Here is an 18,130-nt window from a genome sequence, read left to right as displayed (position 1 = left end):
ATGAATTCTCAGGCCAACCAAGGTGTCATGGCTGGATCGTCCATGAAGGACGGAACCGGCGCAGTGTCAGACCTGCCTCTGGACCAGCTTGGGCAGGATGGGCAAATCCCACCACGCTCTGCCGAAGATAGCGCCGGCATAGCCGCAATTGTCTCTGTTCCTCACGGGGATCTGGCTCTTGCGCTGGATCAACAGCGTACGCAAGAGTTGTGCTTGTCTTTGCAAGACGTCTGCGAGCAGTCCAAACGACACTGGACGGCAGAGTCGACGCGGCGGGACGGGCTGCAACGCGACAAAAAATTCGAGAAAATCCGCGCGCTTCTGGATGCACCGAAGGCACCGACCCCTAAGCAGGTCAAAAAAGCCCTGGGGGCCGAACTGGACATTTCTGCCTTGTGGGGGCCGCCCGGAAAAGATCAGGACGCGGTCATGTCTGAGCTGCGAAAAGTGCTTAAGCAGCAAGAGAGATCAAGGCTGTCCGAGCGCTTGTCGGCCGGGCGAAAAGCGGCGGCTCAGGCGTATTGTGACGAACAAAAGCGGCTTGAAGACGGGCTTTGTGACGCAAAGGACGCCCAACCGGAAACGCAGCTGTGCGGAGAGAGCGTTCTGGATGACACCGCGCGGGAAGAGGCCATGCAGCGTGCTTGCGCAGCGCATCACTATGCAAGCTGGCCCCAGTACCCGGACACGGAAACCGATAGCAACAAAACTGTGGGCGTTCCCCACAAAACAGAACCACCGCAAAACGAAAAGGCAATTGTTCAGCGCTATGCCAGTCTCAAGTCTGATCCGGTTCTGTCTCGTCTCTTCGGTTTGAGCGTCGATCTCGAGCTTTCGCCGGCAGATTTTGCGAAGCTTTCCGACGGGTTTTATCTGGTCACCGCACAGATCGGCGACTTGTCCGAAGCAGAACGTGAAACTCCGCTCACTGGTCGCGGCGCAACCTGGACTTTGCTGGAGATCGCCGATCATGGGAAGGACGTGAAGTTTTGGCCCGCAACGGAGCGCGCAGCCTTTGTGGGGCGGGGCGGGGCAGGGGCCAACGGTGTACCGCGACAATCCCATGGTCTCATGGCGCTGTCTCAGGGCGCGTGCGGCGCGGGGGCGGATCTTCCCCGTTTCGACCTCACCAGCCTTGAGCTTCGAACGGCGACCGAAGCGGAAATGCAACGCCGACTGGCACGGCAGGCAAATGTGGACTCTGGCGACCCGCGCCTTCCCGATAGTGCCGATGGCAACAATCCGCTTCCCACTGACCCGTTGCCAGAAGCCGATGATCTGAGCATGGGGGCGAAATATCTGACGGGCGGTCTGACACTTGTAACGCGCTCTTCGGGTACGGACATGGCCATACGTTTGGCCCGCCGTGATGGACGCTTGATGTCACGGGCCAATCATCCGGACGTTGTCCTCGATGCCGATGATCTGACCACGGGGGTTCGGCCAATCGTCGGTGTTCCCACAGATAGCGGGAATACCACGCGATGGTCCTTGTTGACGGAACGCGACATCGACTATGCAACGTCAGGCGCACAGCGCACAGCTGTCCGACGTTTGATCAGGGCTGTGTTCCGACCACCCGCCATGGCAAACCTGCGTAACACGTTAGAAGCCGGATACTTGACCACGCCCTCTCGTCTGCTGCCTACCGCGGGGGCTGATCAAGAAGCGGTTGTCGACGAAGCCTTCACAACGTGGGACGGCTCACCCATGGGTGTTGATATTACGTCTCTGGACCAAGCAGCGCGTGACGTGCAAGCATTCGGTCGCACTCTCAAACTTCCAAGCAAAAGCCTCGACGCTCTGCGTTTTGGCATTCCTTACCGTTTTGCCCTGGCGGCTGTATACTCCGGGGGTGTTTCACGCTCGGTCGAAAGCCTCCCCTCACGGCCCGAGCCCGATGAGGCACCCGCCTTTTATCCTGCACCCGTGACGCCGTCCAAGCCGGATGCAGCGACCATTTGGCCGTTCTTTCGTTTCCTGCGACATGAAAAGATTGCGGCTCCGCAATTTGCTTTGCCATTGGGTCATGCCCTGCGCAGCGGCGAGGAAAAGCTGAACAGAGGTGGGCAGCCCTTTCCCTTTATCGCAGCAGGCCCCATGGGGTTTGATACGGGTCCGCGGATGATTTTGCGTTCGCTCGGACCTACCGGTGGCAGTGACCGACCGGACTACGATGCGCGCATGCAAGCGCGAGGCACTCCCGAGATATGTCATCGCGTCGTTATGGCGCCAAGCCTTCCTTTCGACTGCGCCGAGTGGCACGGAGCCTTCGATGACGTCATCACCGATAATCCCCAAGGTGATTTCCGCTGGATGACCGGCGCGCGTGCTTTGGTTGGAGAAAGGGGAACCCTGGCGGCTCAGCGTGACCCCAACGACCGTGAGAACCTTATTGTCGCACGCACCAATCTGCAGCGTGGGATTGGCAATCAAAGCATATTGGATACCCGAACCTATACAGACGTTCCGAATGCTGAACTTGCCTCTGACACGGTCAAGCTTGGCGATGCGATCCTAAAGCGACCAAATGAGTTGAACGGGAATCCGCTGGCAAGAAATGAACGGCCTTTGAACCGATACTACTCTGACCCGCTGGCCCGCCGACTGGCCTTTGGTATCCGGATGAAGGGCGAAGATTGCTATGTCGACGGGGGCCCCTTGATCTATCAAGTCGCGGACGTGACCGACGGTAATGGGCCCAGAGCGCCTGTCTACTCGCAGGTCCCCGTGGTGGTCACCACAGTGATCTCTGGCGGGTCGTCGCGACCGACGCCAACGCATCTGCGGGATCTTGTCCTTGTGGGCCCTGATTCCAAACTGAATTGGTTCAATTCGGACGCATCCGGGGATGGATTTATCGGTATCAACCGCCACTTCCCTGTACTTGAATTACGGCTTGGTCTACGGGCGGGCGAAGCCGTCGAGATCGACGTCTGGGCACTTCCGGACGAGGACCTGCTTGCGCGGGAACATGCGCTTATTCAGTCCTTGGGCATTCGCCTTGGGGCTGCGGGACGTAAGATAGACAAAAATGCACCTGAAGATGAAGCTGTGTTCCTAGGGGCAAAGGAAACCATGCCGGCCGCTTTTGTCGAGGCTCTTTTTGAAGCCGAGGACGCAGTGGGGCAAGAGGGCGTCAAGCCAACAGATGCGGTGCGTTTCATAGGACCCGGTGGGGTCGAGACACCGTCCAACCGCACGCTAAAGGCTCTGGGGCGCGCCGTGACCGCTTTTCTTGAGCGATCACCCTTGCCCGAGATTTCCGGCAAAACAACACTCGAAGCGGTGCATGCCACAAATCGTATGCCGGAACAGCCCGCAGCATTGCGTGCTGCGCAACCGCCTGTACCGCAATCCTCAGTGTTTACGCCCGTGCCAAAACCTAAGGACGGGGAAGAGCCGAGCCCACGCCCGGTGCGGGCCGCGCGACCTGCAACCCTGAACGGCTCAGTTCATGAACCGCTTGCTGTCTGTGCGCCAGATTCCGCGCATTTCGTGCTGGATGGCACGGTTCCGTTCAACACCAGTGGCAACGACATTGTTGAGGTCGTTGCGGATGTGACCCTACCGGGCAGTTCGGTTTTCGACGATGCCAACCGTCAGAGATCATTGGCACATCGGCGTAAAGGAACCTGGCCCCCCCTGAGGGGGCTTGATGGGAGCGAACTGAAAGACAGCTCAGGTCAGATTCGATATCGCAGCGCCGAGGACCTGTTCGGATTCGATGTCTGCCGCGACGGAAGCGTCCGGTTTGCCCAGGCGAAGGTCACACTGTTGCGGGTAGAAGGGTTGCCTCGGACACTGCCGGGCGGGTTGCTGGATTTACGTGCATTGTTCCTTGGCGACCTGCCAAATGGCGCGCGTGAGGCGCATAGACATGTTTTCCCTGACGGCAAGGCACGCCGCATGACAGTTCGGGTCAACGCTTTGTCCCGCACGTTGGAAGACATGCGCACCGCGCCCCGGGTTGCCCGAACGAATGATCCTTGGACCAAGGGCGAGGGTCGTATCTACGATGTGGACGCTCAGATTCCTGGCCAGATTGTACCTGCGCGTCACCAGAGTAACCTGTCGGACAAGACCGATATCATTCTTCCAGCAACAATCCGTCCGGCGAAACCCGACGCAAGGGCGCCTACGCCGCTGTTGGAGACCGAGATCAGCCCGGATGCGACAGAAACCAAGCCGTGGATCTACCACAAACGGCGGTCGTCGCTGCGTATTCCTCTGGGTCGGGAATGGTTCTCCAGCGGCGAGGGCGAGGCCGTTGGGATCGTGTTGTGGCCACCGGTATATGATGGCGTTGAAAAGCGTTTTGACAATTCGGTTCCCTTGCCGGGTCTCCATCCTGGGGATCTCGACCGCCGCGTCGATCTCGATGATCTCGGCGACGAATGCTATTTCTTCAATGATGACGACCTTGGGCCGGGTGGCAAGTTTGTATCTCGCCGGGGCAGCGATCCAGTGCGAGGAGGGATAGAGCGAGAAGCCGTTCTTCCGCCCTCTGCAATCGCAGACCTGATGCGCGACAGGTCAGACATACGGCGGGCTTATATGGTGGAAAACGTGCTCATGCCGCTTGACGATGAAGGGTCCGAGCCGAGCCAGTCTGAACAACCCAAAACACCGCCCATGCGCGTTTCGCTGGCGGTTTATGAACCACGCTTCGATGTGGAGCGCGAAGAGTGGTTTATCGATGTTACGCTGGATGCTCCAATGGCGCCGGATGGTTTTGTTCGCTTGGGTATTGTGCGGTATCAGCCAAATACTGTGCCGAATCTGCGGTGTTCGCGACCGGTTGTTCAATGGGCGCAGCCCCTGAGCGCGCGCTCTGTTTATGCGCGAAAAAACAGTTCCGGACGCATAACGGTCGAAATGACAGGACCGGCACCAAAGGAGCGCAAACCAGTTTCTGCACTTTCCAGTGCCGAACCGCTGCGCGGCATAGACCTTGCTGCATTGACATGCCAGCCGGCTATGCGGCTGACGTTGTTTCGCGAGATGACCAGAGGAGGGGAAACCCAACGGGTCTTGCTTAAACGACGCGGAGTGGTCGAATTGAGTTCCTTAGAGACGACCGAAGATACTACTGACGAAACTGTGGCCACGAAAGAGGCGGCATTGAATGCTGACAACGTGCTTGTGACGCCCGAACGGCTTGCCGATCCCATGGCCCTTTGGCGGCACACCTTGGACCTGAGTGAATACACCGTCGATTTGGCCGAAGGCGATGAATTAACGCCCGAAGGAGGTTTGCGATTGCTGATAGAAGAAATCGAGCATTTTCGCCCTGCAAGCTACGCCGAAGAACCCTTGGCCAGCGCTGCGAACGCCGAGTGGCAAAACCAATTGCAAGAGGCCGGCCCGCGGTTCAGCGCAGTTCTGGACCTAAGGATGTTAGAATGAGTTTTGGGTTCAACAACCGACTAGTCGGACACGTGAAAAGCGTCCTGATGGCCCTACAAGCTTTGGAAGGACTTAACATGTTAACACATTAAGCGTTTTGTGCTTAGCTTCTGGCAGACTTGCAGAATACTTACTTTTAACCGGCGATACGCCAAAATTATGAGGGTTTACCATGTTGTTTTTCAGTCGAATGGCATTTTTTCTGTCGTTTTTCTTCGCTGCGGCGGCTCATGCGCAGAGTTGCAATCAGTCCTTTGACATTGACCCCAACAAAGTTGTCCCTTCGGTTCCTGATGCATTCGATACCGGGGTCTTTGGGGGTATGCAGTGCGGCGCATTAGAACAGTACCGAGAAGATATCTATGTCCAAAATTTGCTGGGTATTTCCGATTCAGCTTTCGCCAACCTGGCGCAATGGCAGGCTGTCCGACAGAGCTATTTGGCCAAACTCGGAGATGCTGAACAGCGCCTGGCGGATGCAAACAGCAGTGCCGAGATTCAGGCCGCGGTGACCATTGCTCTTCACTACACTGGGTATGGTTTGACACTGGCCGGTTGCAATCCAAGTGCGGTGGCCGGCATCCCTGCAATCGCATGCGTTGGTGGCTTTGTGCTGACACAAGTTGGGACTGTCTGGAGTTTTTCAACCATGTCCGGTGACAAACAACACGCCCAAGCTGCCTTGAACGATGTCAGGGAAATGCTGGAGGCGCATGACACGCTTGGCCCTGCGGAACTGAATCAAGCCATATCGCAGCACCAGGCTGAGTTTGACAGCGCTTGCCATGTGGTGCAGACCTACTGTTTGAATTAGGCGCAGTATGCGGGATCAATGGGCTTCCTAATATCGGCGTGATGCACCTTTCCAAGAACCCTGTGGTGCAAATCTTTGATCTCAGACGACCAAGCAGATGTGGTTGGGCAACAACCCAACCCATGTCTGCTTACCTTCATGTTCCCGTTAGGGCAGAGTTACTTTGCTGAATTGCGTACGGGTGACACCATTAGCTTTGCGGTTTCAATAAAAAACATATAAGCTAAGTTATGGTAAATAATGGCAGTCCTTTTGGGGTTGGCTGGTATGCTGGCTCGGTGAACCACTAGTTGGACTAAATGAGTTGAGTCCACCCTACATGCAGCCTGTTGGCAATCTTGATTAACGTCTTCAAGCCAGGGTGACACTCCCGACGCCTAGTTCCACCGAGGTGGATTTGCTCTAAATCTGCCAGATGGACAAAGCTCTCCAGAGAAAGGTCTTTCTCCATTCTCGAACGTAAACAGGCGGAGGCCCGCATTTGTAAAATTGCGACGCGCTAATCTGTCTGGGCTCGATACCGTGGAGAGGGCGTGGTTTGACGCCCCCTCCTATCTTATTCCGGTGTGTCGATCGGTTGCCATTGCATCCCGAACAGAGGCCGGATCGCCTCAACTTTGTTCTCCGAGCCCGCAGCTCGTTCGAGGATACCCAACAGGCTCTTACTAGGCGGCGTCCCGTCCAGTGCCCGGAAGGCGACAGATTGCAACCGCGGATCAAGCTCTGCCTTGGCCTTCAACGCGAACTCTTTCCGGGCCAACTCCCTGTGTTCAGACACGAAGGCGTCAATCTCGCCAGCCTGCACATCGACCGCCCTCATGACCTCGTCATGGTAGGATTGAACCTGCGCAGCAGCCTCGGGTGCCAGTAACGGCAGAACATCGTCCAGCGCGCCTTTTGCAACCCAAGCCAACAGGTTCTTTTCATGCGCCAGCCCAGCCAGTGCCTTATGCCGCAGGACATAGGCATCCGCTTTGATCTTCAGCCTGTGGCCGTCCTCAAACGCGATGACGTAACCTTCGACACCCTCCAATGCCCGAGCATCCGTCCAGAACCGATGAACGTCCTCGACGCTGTCGAACTGTGCGACGATCGGAACACCGTGCCGGGTGGCCACGGCCTCCAACTCTGCGTGCGGCATGTAGGCCCCAGACCGCATGTGCCGGATCGCAAGCAAAGTCAGCTGCGGAACGTTATAGGCCAGCACCACCCGGTTCTCGGGCGAGGTGAACTCGAAGACGGGCGTGAACCCTGCCGCGATCATGTCGGTGCAAAGTGCTTTGACCTCGGGTCCTGCAACAGCCCAAGCTGCCCGGGACTGGGCAGAAATGCCCATCCGGGTCATAAACACCATCTCACCCCCGACAATCGCGGGGTGAATCATCGATCCGTCCAGTTTATCCAAAACCGCATGAGACGCATCCCACGGCTCTTCCTGCACCGGGCGCTTTTCACCCAGGTTGAAGAACTTGTGGAACGGCCGCGCGATCAGCCTGCCGTCGGGGTCAAATTTCAACCCCCGGCATTCCCGCGCCAACGCGCTGTCGAACGTGTTGTCCAGCGTGTAGAGGTAGTTGATCACCGAGTATCCATCGTGGTCGAAATGAAAGATCCCGGTGTCGGGCACAATATGCGGGAGGACGTCCTCCAGCGTTTCGATGATATGGTCCATTTTTAGGCTCCAGAAAAAGAAAAAGCCGCCTCGGGACGAGACGGCCTGGTTCGGACAATAAGGGTGGGGTTAGGTCACTCGGATCTTAGTCCACCTGTCGAAGAGAAGCCGCCAAAAAGCACTGCGTCGCGATCATCCGCGCACAGCTGCTTTGGTAGATATGACACTACAATAGTCATCTTGGTTTCTCCTGATCCGGCGTTTAGCCTGCGCAGTGCGGCTGGGTCAAGGATTACTGTAGCTAGTGGTCGCGATTGATTTGCCGCTCAACATGTCTCCGAACCCACGGAAATCCCAAGAAAGTTGACCAGCGTATGGGGTGTCACTCCGCACTTAACAAGCGGCGATTACCTGTCTTCAAGGTTTGCCAGCCCCCGCTGTGACGCGTCCCGCCGACACCTGCCATTCGCTGCGATCAGAAAGCCAAAGGCTGGCTGAAATCACACGTTGGCGTGCTAAGGCAGTCTTCGGCTTCGATTTTTCCAATGTCCGCTTGTCAACCGTCAGACATCGCAGTAACTGCCGTTCATGCTCTGCACAAAACAGAGCGATGGAGATTTTATGTCTACGATTGCGGCCCGCCGCTAAGGTCCACCTGTTTGGACCATCTGAACCAAAAGACTTCCGAGCGATTGGCCGGAAGCCTTTTAGGCTGGCATAAACTCAAGAGACAAACCGTTGAATATCTCAAAGCACGAGCAACGCGTTTTGCACGTTCTTGCGCAGGGTGGAGCCATCCACTTTGAACGCATGGCGAACGGCAAAGTGCGCAAAGTCTCCTGTTTCACACGCGACGGCCACGTGTTGGCTGATTGCCCGTTGAAGCTTTTTGAGCGTCTGAAGAAACGACGCTTTATCAAATCCGAAAACGGACGACCCTACCGCGCAACGCGGCTCGGCATTCGCTCTGTGAACTCTCAATACGACAACCGTTAAGGACCTACAGACAATGACAAACCCAATCATTAAAGCCACTGCCGCCAAGGATATTGCAGCGCTTCAGGTTGTGTTGGATGGGACAAAGCTTTTCCCCAGCGAAATGCTTCCGGACATGCTTGCCCCTTCGTTGGCGGGTGAAACCGACGCTCTTTGGCTGACGTGTCATAGCGATGGTGAGGCCGTGGGACTTTGCTACACTGTTTCCGAAGATCTGGCCGACGGCACCTGGAACATGCGTGCTCTTGCCGTTCGTACAGATTTGCAAGGCAAGCGGCTTGGCGCTGCTCTGCTACGAGCGGCCGAGCGGCACCTTAGAGACCAGGGGCAACGTATCTTGATTGTGGATACATCTGGCACGGATGATTTCAGACTAACCCGCCAATTCTATGTACAGAATGGGTATGAAGAAGAAGCACGCATCCGTGATTTCTGGGCTGACGGCGACGACAAGGTGACTTTCCGCAAAGCCCTTTGAAACTCACGCCCCTCGCCATCTATATGGCGGGGGGAACACGAAACCGCAGTTCACGCACGCTGAAGCATGCGGTGCCTTGCGCTCTCTCCGGACATCGGATGCAACACGGCATCTCATCCTGGGAAAACGTGACTTCGTTGGGTCGTCGTTGCGGAAGGGCATGTTGCATCAACTATTATGGACGTGCGATCGGTCACTGTCGCTTTGAGGTCGACTGGACAGCAGAATCAAAAGCAGGAATGACAGGTTGAGTACAACGTTAAACGGTGCCCCCACCAAAACAGAACCTGCGCTGTCTGTGTAAAACCAAACCCACCCGGCAATCTTTGCCACTTTGGCTGCTGCGACAGAGGAAAAAGGCACCACATAGGTCCCCAAAGCCCATTGCATCGCGCCTAAACCGGCGGTCAACCCACCGACGATCGCCAGCAACAAAGGCGAGGGAACCGATATGTCAGGCGCAACTGCGTGGATCGGCCAATACGCAACGGTCAGAAATATATGCGCCACGACATGCAGGGCCGGTAATGCAGTCAGTGCAAACAGAACTCCGGTAACGACCAGAACGGCGCCGGACAGGCGCATGGCGGATTGTTGTCGGGTCATGACATCCTCCTTTAAAGATGCCCTTCATGCGGCGGTTACACGGTCGAAATCAATTACCTCAGAGGTAAGTGATTTCTGTTCGCCGCGTTGTTAAACTCGGTCCATGACGACGTATCCTGGTTTGTTGAAAGAATGGCGGAAACGCCGACGAATGAGCCAGCTTGATCTGGCAAACGAAGCCGGTGTGAGTGCGCGCCATATCTCGTTTCTTGAAACCGGCCGGTCCCATCCCAGCCCAGATATGATCATGCATCTGTCAGAGGTCATGGATATTCCTGTGGATACCAGAAACCAGATGATGCGTGCGGAGGGTTTTGCCGCCCGCTTTGCCACAACCCCGCTCGACGACGATGCGATGGTGCCAATCCGCAAGGCTGTGGACTGGACTCTGACGCAACATGAACCCTACCCGGGGATGGTGTTGGATCGGGTCTGGAAGGTCGTCAGGCTGAATAGACCCGCCGAGCTGCTTTTTGCGCCTCTTGGGATCGAGACTGGGCAAAGCCTGCTGTCGCTGGTTACAAATCCGATTATGGCCGAGCTTGTGGAAAACTGGCCCCAAGTTGCACATCATACGATGCTGCGGCTGCGCGCGGAAAGCGCGAATGCCGGAGGGTTGGCTGAGTTGGACGCCGCCGCACAAGCGCTTGCGCCTTACGCGAAAAACCACAATGACCGGGCCGTCGGGCCAACGGTTCCTGCCGTCTATCGCTTTGGACAACAGCGGGTTTCGATGTTTGGCACCATCGCGCAATTCAGCACGGCCACGGATGTGACGCTTGACGACCTGAAGATCGAGCTGTTCTTTCCGTCCGACGAACCAAGCGCGGCTTTCCTCAGGTCGATTGCCCCTCTGGGAACCTCCGACCGAAGTTAGTCAAACCACTTGGGCACCGCTGTACCTTTTTTGATAAGAGGAACGGGTGGCACCACAGCAGTTACTCGACACTGCAACCTGTGCCGCCTATCCCATCATCTGCACCGGGGTCAATGGAGGGGCAGTCCAGGTCGCTGTTGTCTATGGCCTCTTCGATAACGACAGGCGCCTCGACGACAGGTTCCTCCAGATTTTCAGTTCCTGTACAGGCTGTCAGGATGAACAGGAAAAGGCAGTATCTGGCAGTTTTCATTCGGTGTTGTCCCTCTGACGATAGAAATAGGCCCCGGCCCGGAACCTGTGGTCTGCATCGGTCTTGTTTTTTGCTTTCATATCAGCAGCTTTATCCGCGAGCGATTCAAAAACCGCCATCTGCGCGCGTTTATGTGCGTCTTCCAGCGTCTGCACTTGTTCCTTGGTCAGGCCACCAAAATGAACGGCGCGTTCAAAATAGCGGGGCGTTGCGCCCATAACGTTTTCGGTCGCAGCAGACATATGATCCCCCAGATTGCGCGTCAGATAGGCCAGCTGATCCTCGGACCCGGCAAGAGGCTGATACGACGTCTGGCGCAAGCGCAGCATGTCATTGTCCAGAGCTTCAACCGTCCCTGCATTGAGCAACGTATCCAGCATCGTCCTTGGGTGAACATCCTTTCGAATGTCACGTGCGAGGGCCTCAAACGAAGGGTCCGCACCGCTTTTGGGAATATCGCGGGCCTGATAGTTCGGATCGGTGCGCCATCGCTGAATCAATGTAGCCAAATGGTTGGAGCGCGCTTGCACCGGTGGCTCGGATTTCAGGCGGGCAATGTCGCGCCTTTGCAGACCGGTCAGTACCGAAATGCGGCTGTCTGTCGCTTTCCCTTCGGACCGCTTGATCGCAGCGGCTACGTAATGCGTCTTTAATCGCTCCATCAGCTCAGGAAACAGGACACCACGTGCAACCATGAGGCGGGCGAAAGGGGCGAAGAGCGTATCCAGTAGATCGGCCATATGTGCTATATGCACATTTTTCTTGACGCCAGCAAGTCGCCATGAAATGTGTAAATTACACATTTTAAGGAGAGTCGCCGATGAAACCCCTCGAATCCAAAGCATCAAAATCTGCGGGTATCGCCTTTGGTGCCGCCTTGATGGGCTTGGGTCTTTCTGGCTGCACAGGGATTTCCGCCACCGGAAATCTGGAAGAGCCCGTTGTAGAAGCCCCTGTAGTAATTGAGGAATCGGTAGCGGTGTCAGAACCCCTACCGGCATCGCAGCCCGTCAGGTCAACGCCGCGTCAAGGTGTGCTGACGGCAGGCGACATAGATGACTCTTTGAACCTGGCCGCGTTTGTCCCCCTGCAGTCAAAAGCGTCCAAAGCGCTGGGGCTGCCGCGCGCGGATTTGTCCACACCCGTTCTGGCAACGTTTGTAGGAGAAGATAACGAGCCCGCCCCCGGCGTTCGTTTCACGCTGAGGAAACCTGGCGCGGCCCAGCCTTTTTATGATGGGCTTTCCGGTGTGGACGGGGCCATAACCGTATTCCCCGCAGCGTTGGACGCCGGACGGATGCGCGAAGTTGAAATACGGGCGTTCACGGATGGATCGGAGGCTCCGACAACACATGTCTTGAAAAGCAATGGAACGCGCCAAACGGTAAAGCTGCCCGGAACCCAAAAGTGGCGGCCCGAATTTCTGGATTTGACTTTTGTAATCGATACCACTGGTAGCATGGGTGATGAAATGGAGTGGCTGCTCAAGGATCTGAGCTCCATTCTGCGGCAGGCCAAAAACAGCGCAAAGGGTATCGATGTCCGGCTTGGCCTCGTGGTCTATAAATCGAAGGGGGATCGCTATGTGGTCAAGAGCTATGGCTTTACCAGAAACCAAAAGCAGTTCCGAAATTGGCTCAGCGGTGAGCTGCCTACAAGCGGCGGAAGCGGCTATCCCGAAGCGGTTGCAGACGCTTTGGAAACCGCTGTCGCCCTAAACTGGCGCCGCGGGCGCGGTGAGCGCCTCTTGTTCCAGATCGGCGATGAACCACCCCATTCCAGCCAGACCCGAACCTATTTGAACGCAGCGCGGGACGCGGCGCAGAAAGGCGTCCAGATTTTCAGCGTCGAAGCCAGCAGCCAGGGACCACATCTTGAATACCTTATGCGGCAGGGCGCGCTGGTGTCCAACGGGCGATACATATTCCTGACCGATGACAGTGGCGTCGGATATGCGCATAACGAGCCGGCAACGACATGTTACCGCGTGACGCCTCTCAACGATCTGATGGTCCGTGTGATTCAAAGCGAACTCAAAGGCTATCGCGTTGAGGCATCAAGTCAGGATGTGGTCCGCCAGGTCGGAACCTACAGGAACGGCGTCTGCCTGAACTAGACGGGCGAAAGCCGCTGTTCGGCCACATACGTCGCGCCGAACCGGTGGGCATGCGCGATTTATCCAGATTGGAGGCGAGATCTTCGGCAATGATGAAACCTGGCCTGCCTTTCACGTCATCGAACATCCGGGCAACGTATTCGCCCAGAATGCCTATGATCCCCCAAATCCTCGGATCATGGGCACAACTATACAATTTGGTAATGTGCTGGCGGGCCGCAGCGAGAATCCAATAGAGTGACGAAAACCAATCTGTGGGCCAGGACGATGCGCGTACTCATTGTGGAAGATGATACTGAGACGGCAGAATACATCAGTTCCAGCCTGAACGCGTTGGGGCACACATATGAGGTTGCATCCGACGGCAAACAGGCGTTCTTGCAAGCGCTCGACAGCGACTTCGACGTCATGATCGTGGAACGTATGATTCCCAAACTGGACGGTCTGGCTCTGGTCAAATCCATTCGCAGCGCGGATGTCAAAACGCCGATAATATTTCTCAGCGCCATGAACGGGCTGCACGACAGGATTGATGGTCTTGAGGCCGGGGCAGACGACTATTTGGTCAAACCTTTCGCATTCTCGGAACTGTCGGCGCGGCTGATGGCCCTCACTCGGCGACCCCCGATGCAATCCGAGCCAACAATGCTGAAGGTCGCCGATCTTGAGGTGAACCTGATCGCGCATACTGTCACGCGCGCGGGGCAGGATATTCCGATACAACCGCGTGAATATCGGCTGCTGGTGCACCTTATGCGCAACGAGGGCCGGGTTGTGACACGCACGATGTTGCTTGAGGCCGTCTGGGACTTCCACTTTGATCCCAAGACCAACGTGGTCGAGACCCACATCAGCCGCCTGCGCCAGAAGATCGACAAACCCTTTGCCAAAGACCTGATCCACACGGTTCGCGGCTTTGGCTATAGCCTACACGCCTGATATGAAAATACCGTGGTCCGGTCTGCGCAGCACGTCTACAAAACTGTCCCTGCAGTTTGCGCTGCTGTATTCGGTGTTGGTGGCCTTGATGTTTTTCGGGGCCTACCGCCTGTCGATCTATGAGATAAGGGATCGCACTTTTGATCAGATGCGCGCCGATGCCGAGACCCTAAAGGGTGTCTATGCCGCTCACGGGGCGGACCGCTTGACCGAGCACGTCAAGGCGCTGCAAACGGTGAACTTTGAGAATTCACGGATATTCCTGCTGCTTGACGGGAACGCTCGACCTGTTTCAGGAAATATATTGGAGATGGACCTGGCTGCGGTAACAGGTGAGGACGTGCAGTTCATCCCTGTTAATGACATCGAAATCGTCGGTGTGCACGAAGACGAAGTCAACGGTTATTGGCTCACCCAAACTCACATTGGCCCGTTCGAGTTCATTCAGGGCACCGGCGACCATGTGGGTACTGAGGTGGTCGAGGCGTTGGGGCTAGCACTGGCCATCGGGTCCGTGCTGGCGATTGCCGCCGGTTTGCCGGCCGGTGTGTGGGTCGGCAAAAGTACCGAAAAGCGCATTGTCGATATCTCGAACACATTGGACCGCGTTTCAACAGGTAACCTGCAAGCACGCATTCCAATCTCGGGCGGTGCCAGCGACGATCTCAGCCGAGTTTCAGAAAGCGTCAATGCAACACTTGGCCAGCTGGAAACCTTGCTGGAAACGCAACAGCAGATCTCCAATGACATCGCCCATGACCTGCGCACGCCATTGCAGCGGTTGCGTCAGCGGCTGGAGCGGTTGCAGGGCCCGTCACAACCCGACCCGTTCGAGGCCGCGGCCGCTCTGGCCGAGGTCGAAGACATCATCGCCACGTTCAACGCCTTGCTTAGGATCGCACAGGTCCAAGCCGGGGATCAGCGGGCCAGGTTTGAAAAGGTCGATCTTGATACAGTTGCCGAGACGATTTTCGAAGCCTTTGAGCCTGCGGCCGAGATCCAGAACCAGACACTGCGCCTGACGCGATCACCGTCGGCTGCACTGGTGCTTGGGGACCGGGCCTTGTTGCTGCAACTGGCGTCAAACCTGATTGAAAACGCCCTGCACCATTGCCCGGCGGGCACAACGATCGACATCACCGCCAACGTGCGTGATGGGCAGGCGTGGCTCACTGTCTCGGATGATGGCCCTGGTATTATCGTCGAGGATCACGAACGCGTTTTCCGACGCTTTTTCCGCGGCGATAAAAGCCGCAGCAGCGCGGGTCACGGTCTGGGTCTGGCAACGGTAAAGGCCATCGCAACCCTGCACGACGCCGATATTTCGCTCAGTGACAATGCACCGGGCCTGACAATCGACGTGGTATTTCGCAGGGTCAAAGCGGGTTAGCGCGCCCTCCCCCGACTCCTATCGTTGTCCGCCCCAATATTACCAAACGGTAATGTTCCGGACATCCCGCGGGCAGCCGCGATGCTGTTTGTATCACCTGTGGCGAAGGCAGGCTTACCTCGATCCTCCATGCGCTTGCAGGGATCAGAACGGCCTCTTGGCTCAAGACGGAGAAACAGGTGAACAGACGTGATTTCCTGGCAGCGGCAGGTTCCGCCGCTTTGCTTTCCTTTCCGGGTCCAGCCCGGGCGCAAGCTGCGGCGCGCGCCTTGCCGGTGATCCCGATCACCGATGTGACCGGGGGCATCGACGACCGGGTCAAATTGAATCTGCAGACCGCCGCGCATGACTTTGGGACTGGCACGGGCAGCACCACCTTTGGCATCAACCAATCCTACCTCGGGCCGGTGGTGCGGGCCAAACAGGGGCAGACCCTGCCGTTTGACGTCACGAACGGGATCGGCGAGGTCACGACCCTGCATTGGCACGGGTTGCACATCCCCGGACAAGTGGATGGCGGCCCGCATCAGGAAATCGAACCGGGGCAAACCTGGTCACCAGATGTGCCGGTTACACAGTCCGCCTCGATGAACTGGTTCCATTCGCACACACACGGCAAAACGGCCCGGCAGACCTATTCGGGTCTTGCCGGTATTTTACTGATTGAGGATGACGCCAGCCTGTCCGCCGATCTTCCTCATACCTACGGCGTGGACGACTTTACTCTGATCCTGCAGGACAAGATGTTCAACGCCTCGGGCCAGATGGACTACATCCTGACCGGCGAGGTGTTAGAAGAAGGTTTCATCGGCGACACCCTCGTGGTGAACGGTGCCATCGCGCCAGTGGCGCAGACGGTGCCACAGGGCTTGGTGCGTCTTCGCATTCTGAACGCCTGCAATGCACGGTTCCTGACCTTGTCGCTGCAATCCGGGCCTCTGACCGTGATCGCATCGGATGGCGGCTTTTTGGCCTCGGCTGTCCAAACCGAGAGTATCCTGATTTCGCCCGGCGAACGCTATGAAATCCTGATCGACATGGAGGCGTCGGACAGCAATACGCTGATGGTGGATTTTGGTGACGACGAAGGGGTCTTGGGGTTTTTGGGCTCGGTTTTCGGGGGGGCTGGCAATAGTTTAGCCGCCCTGATTATCAACTGCAGCTCCACGGCGGGTTTCACGGGGTCTTTGCCTGATAAGCTGGCCAACCTGTCCCCGCCTGATCCGACCGCAGCCTCGGTCACAAGACACTTTCAACTGAACATGGGCGGCAGCGAAGAACTGGCGACCCTTGCCGCCCTCTGGGGCAACTTGTGCGGCGATGGTGCCATGGCGATCAATGGCCAACCTATGAACATGGCGCGCATTGATGAGCGCGTGCGCAAGGGTGACACCGAAATCTGGCGGATCGCCTCGGATGATCAGCTTCATCCCTTTCACATCCATGGATGTTCCTTCCGCATTCTGACGCAAAATGGTGCAGAACCCCCTGCTTATGCGCAGGGCTGGAAAGACATGGTGCATGTTGAAAACGGGTGGTCCGAGGTGCTGGTCCGTTTTGACCACTCCGCACCGGATAACGCGCCGTACATGTACCACTGTCACATTCTGGAACATGAGGATTGCGGAATGATGGGCCAGTTCACTGTCGGCTAACACATCGAATCCACCCCGGCTTCAAACAGTCTTTCGCCCCATGCGCCTTTCGCAGGCCGCGCAAGGTTCAACACGGAAACCCCGATATGCGGATACTCGTGATAAATACGCCAAACAAAGCTTCACGGCGGGCATTTCAACGGATGCAGGCCGAGCGACTGGGTTTGGAGCCCGAATTCATCAACGCCGTTTCCGTTGACGATTTGCCCACACGTATCCTGCAGAACGCTGCGAACGAATGGACCCGGGCGATCCGTGCACAGGATATTGCCTGCACATTCTCGCACTGGCGCGCCTGGGAGATCATAGCAGAGCAGTCTGAGCGGATGTGTGTTCTGGAAGACGACGTATTGCTCTCGTGCCATTTCAAGGAGGTTCTTGGCTATATTGAAAAGCGCCGGGATGGCTGGGACTGTGTCTATGATCTGGAATTTGCAAATCATGAACACAAACTCGGCCGAACTCCGGTCTGGCGCAACGCAGGTCTGCGGGTGGCGGCGCATCGCATCTACAAAAACAAACACGGTGCAGCAGCCTATGTTCTTGGACCAAAGGCGGCGCAGAGACTGCTGAATGAAGCAAACGGCTATCGCATGATGGAAGCTTTTCTTTGGACGCGGCCCTGGATGCTCCAACTGCAGATTGAGCCCTGCCAGGCTGTACAACTTAACGTATTTGATCCGAATGCAAGCTTTGGGCAAAGGGACGGGCAATACCAAACGAACAAGGTCTTTCGCAACAAGTCATGGCTGAATGCCAAACTCAAACGGCTGGCGCTTTCAGTCGGCGAAATACCCTTGGTCGTGCCGGGCTTGGTGTTCGGAGAGCGCAGGTCCCTTCGCATGTGCCGTGCGGATTACGTCTTGCCCGAACAGGCGACACTTGTGGCGCAACAGCGCCCGAAAACCCCATCGCCCACACCAGACGCATTGCGCCCAGCGATTGGGACGTCCTCTTCTTGACATGGGTAACATCACCGATTGAC

The 18,130-nt window shown here is 56.8% G+C and carries 14 protein-coding genes; 10 read left to right on the top strand and 4 right to left on the bottom strand.

The window, feature by feature from the left end:
- Window positions 1–213 precede the first annotated feature (213 nt).
- Window positions 214–5,409: a hypothetical protein gene (locus ACR0J5_RS15420; RefSeq protein ID WP_480654874.1), complete on the top strand. Its 5,196-nt coding sequence runs from the start codon at window positions 214–216 to the stop codon at window positions 5,407–5,409.
- Window positions 5,410–5,599: 190 nt separating this feature from the next.
- Complete coding sequence (locus ACR0J5_RS15415; RefSeq protein WP_480654872.1) at window positions 5,600–6,223, top strand: hypothetical protein; 624 nt, start codon at window positions 5,600–5,602, stop codon at window positions 6,221–6,223.
- A gap of 556 nt (window positions 6,224–6,779) precedes the next feature.
- On the opposite strand, the gene ACR0J5_RS15410 is transcribed toward ACR0J5_RS15415, so the two are convergent.
- On the bottom strand, window positions 6,780–7,895 hold the full coding sequence (locus ACR0J5_RS15410; RefSeq protein WP_480654870.1) for an RNA ligase: 1,116 nt from the start codon (window positions 7,893–7,895) through the stop codon (window positions 6,780–6,782).
- Window positions 7,896–8,573: 678 nt separating this feature from the next.
- Between ACR0J5_RS15410 and ACR0J5_RS15405 the strand changes: the two genes are divergently transcribed.
- Together ACR0J5_RS15405 and ACR0J5_RS15400 are read left to right on the top strand one after the other, a co-directional pair.
- Entirely contained in the window at window positions 8,574–8,831 is a 258-nt protein-coding gene (locus tag ACR0J5_RS15405) for a YjhX family toxin (protein WP_480654868.1), read from the top strand.
- Between the two features lie 13 nt (window positions 8,832–8,844).
- Window positions 8,845–9,309, top strand: a complete 465-nt coding sequence (locus ACR0J5_RS15400; RefSeq protein WP_480654866.1) for a GNAT family N-acetyltransferase — start codon at window positions 8,845–8,847, stop codon at window positions 9,307–9,309.
- A 168-nt stretch (window positions 9,310–9,477) separates the two neighbouring features.
- Here ACR0J5_RS15400 and ACR0J5_RS15395 read toward each other — a convergent pair whose 3' ends face one another.
- Entirely contained in the window at window positions 9,478–9,894 is a 417-nt protein-coding gene (locus tag ACR0J5_RS15395) for a hypothetical protein (RefSeq protein WP_480654864.1), read from the bottom strand.
- A 124-nt stretch (window positions 9,895–10,018) separates the two neighbouring features.
- Here ACR0J5_RS15395 and ACR0J5_RS15390 point away from each other — a divergent pair, with 124 nt between their 5' ends.
- Window positions 10,019–10,792 (top strand): helix-turn-helix domain-containing protein, encoded by a 774-nt coding sequence (locus ACR0J5_RS15390; RefSeq protein WP_480654862.1) that lies wholly within the window; start codon window positions 10,019–10,021, stop codon window positions 10,790–10,792.
- 61 nt (window positions 10,793–10,853) lie between these two features.
- On the opposite strand, the gene ACR0J5_RS15385 is transcribed toward ACR0J5_RS15390, so the two are convergent.
- Window positions 10,854–11,045: a hypothetical protein gene (locus tag ACR0J5_RS15385; RefSeq protein WP_480654860.1), complete on the bottom strand. Its 192-nt coding sequence runs from the start codon at window positions 11,043–11,045 to the stop codon at window positions 10,854–10,856.
- Window positions 11,042–11,785, bottom strand: a complete 744-nt coding sequence (locus ACR0J5_RS15380) for a DUF6502 family protein (RefSeq protein WP_480654858.1) — start codon at window positions 11,783–11,785, stop codon at window positions 11,042–11,044. Before ACR0J5_RS15380 ends, ACR0J5_RS15385 begins: the two co-directional genes overlap by 4 nt.
- Window positions 11,786–11,865: 80 nt before the next feature.
- Here ACR0J5_RS15380 and ACR0J5_RS15375 point away from each other — a divergent pair, with 80 nt between their 5' ends.
- From ACR0J5_RS15375 to ACR0J5_RS15355, 5 genes are all read left to right on the top strand, one after another.
- Window positions 11,866–13,161, top strand: coding sequence for a vWA domain-containing protein (locus ACR0J5_RS15375; RefSeq protein WP_480654856.1), 1,296 nt, complete (start codon window positions 11,866–11,868; stop codon window positions 13,159–13,161).
- A gap of 267 nt (window positions 13,162–13,428) precedes the next feature.
- Window positions 13,429–14,100: a response regulator transcription factor gene (locus ACR0J5_RS15370; RefSeq protein WP_480654854.1), complete on the top strand. Its 672-nt coding sequence runs from the start codon at window positions 13,429–13,431 to the stop codon at window positions 14,098–14,100.
- Window position 14,101: 1 nt separating this feature from the next.
- Window positions 14,102–15,490, top strand: a complete 1,389-nt coding sequence (locus tag ACR0J5_RS15365; RefSeq protein WP_480654852.1) for a sensor histidine kinase — start codon at window positions 14,102–14,104, stop codon at window positions 15,488–15,490.
- Between the two features lie 179 nt (window positions 15,491–15,669).
- Entirely contained in the window at window positions 15,670–17,145 is a 1,476-nt protein-coding gene (locus tag ACR0J5_RS15360; RefSeq protein WP_480654850.1) for a multicopper oxidase domain-containing protein, read from the top strand.
- Window positions 17,146–17,231: 86 nt separating this feature from the next.
- The gene (locus ACR0J5_RS15355; protein ID WP_480654848.1) at window positions 17,232–18,107 is read left to right on the top strand and encodes a glycosyltransferase family 25 protein; all 876 of its coding nucleotides are present in this window, start codon (window positions 17,232–17,234) and stop codon (window positions 18,105–18,107) included.
- Window positions 18,108–18,130: the final 23 nt, after the last annotated feature.

It is taken from the genome of Ruegeria sp. BE1, from assembly GCF_056538885.1.
Note: the sequence above shows the minus strand (reverse complement) of the source record. Positions and strands in the feature narration are given on the sequence as shown.

Coding starts and splice junctions, on each gene's coding strand:
- ACR0J5_RS15410 (WP_480654870.1), bottom strand. CDS start 7,895: ATGGACCATATCATCGAAACGCTGGAGGACGTCCTCCCGCATATTGTG.
- ACR0J5_RS15365 (WP_480654852.1), top strand. CDS start 14,102: ATGAAAATACCGTGGTCCGGTCTGCGCAGCACGTCTACAAAACTGTCC.
- ACR0J5_RS15370 (WP_480654854.1), top strand. CDS start 13,429: ATGCGCGTACTCATTGTGGAAGATGATACTGAGACGGCAGAATACATC.
- ACR0J5_RS15375 (WP_480654856.1), top strand. CDS start 11,866: ATGAAACCCCTCGAATCCAAAGCATCAAAATCTGCGGGTATCGCCTTT.
- ACR0J5_RS15395 (WP_480654864.1), bottom strand. CDS start 9,894: ATGCGCCTGTCCGGCGCCGTTCTGGTCGTTACCGGAGTTCTGTTTGCA.
- ACR0J5_RS15380 (WP_480654858.1), bottom strand. CDS start 11,785: ATGGCCGATCTACTGGATACGCTCTTCGCCCCTTTCGCCCGCCTCATG.
- ACR0J5_RS15390 (WP_480654862.1), top strand. CDS start 10,019: ATGACGACGTATCCTGGTTTGTTGAAAGAATGGCGGAAACGCCGACGA.
- ACR0J5_RS15355 (WP_480654848.1), top strand. CDS start 17,232: ATGCGGATACTCGTGATAAATACGCCAAACAAAGCTTCACGGCGGGCA.
- ACR0J5_RS15385 (WP_480654860.1), bottom strand. CDS start 11,045: ATGAAAACTGCCAGATACTGCCTTTTCCTGTTCATCCTGACAGCCTGT.
- ACR0J5_RS15415 (WP_480654872.1), top strand. CDS start 5,600: ATGGCATTTTTTCTGTCGTTTTTCTTCGCTGCGGCGGCTCATGCGCAG.
- ACR0J5_RS15400 (WP_480654866.1), top strand. CDS start 8,845: ATGACAAACCCAATCATTAAAGCCACTGCCGCCAAGGATATTGCAGCG.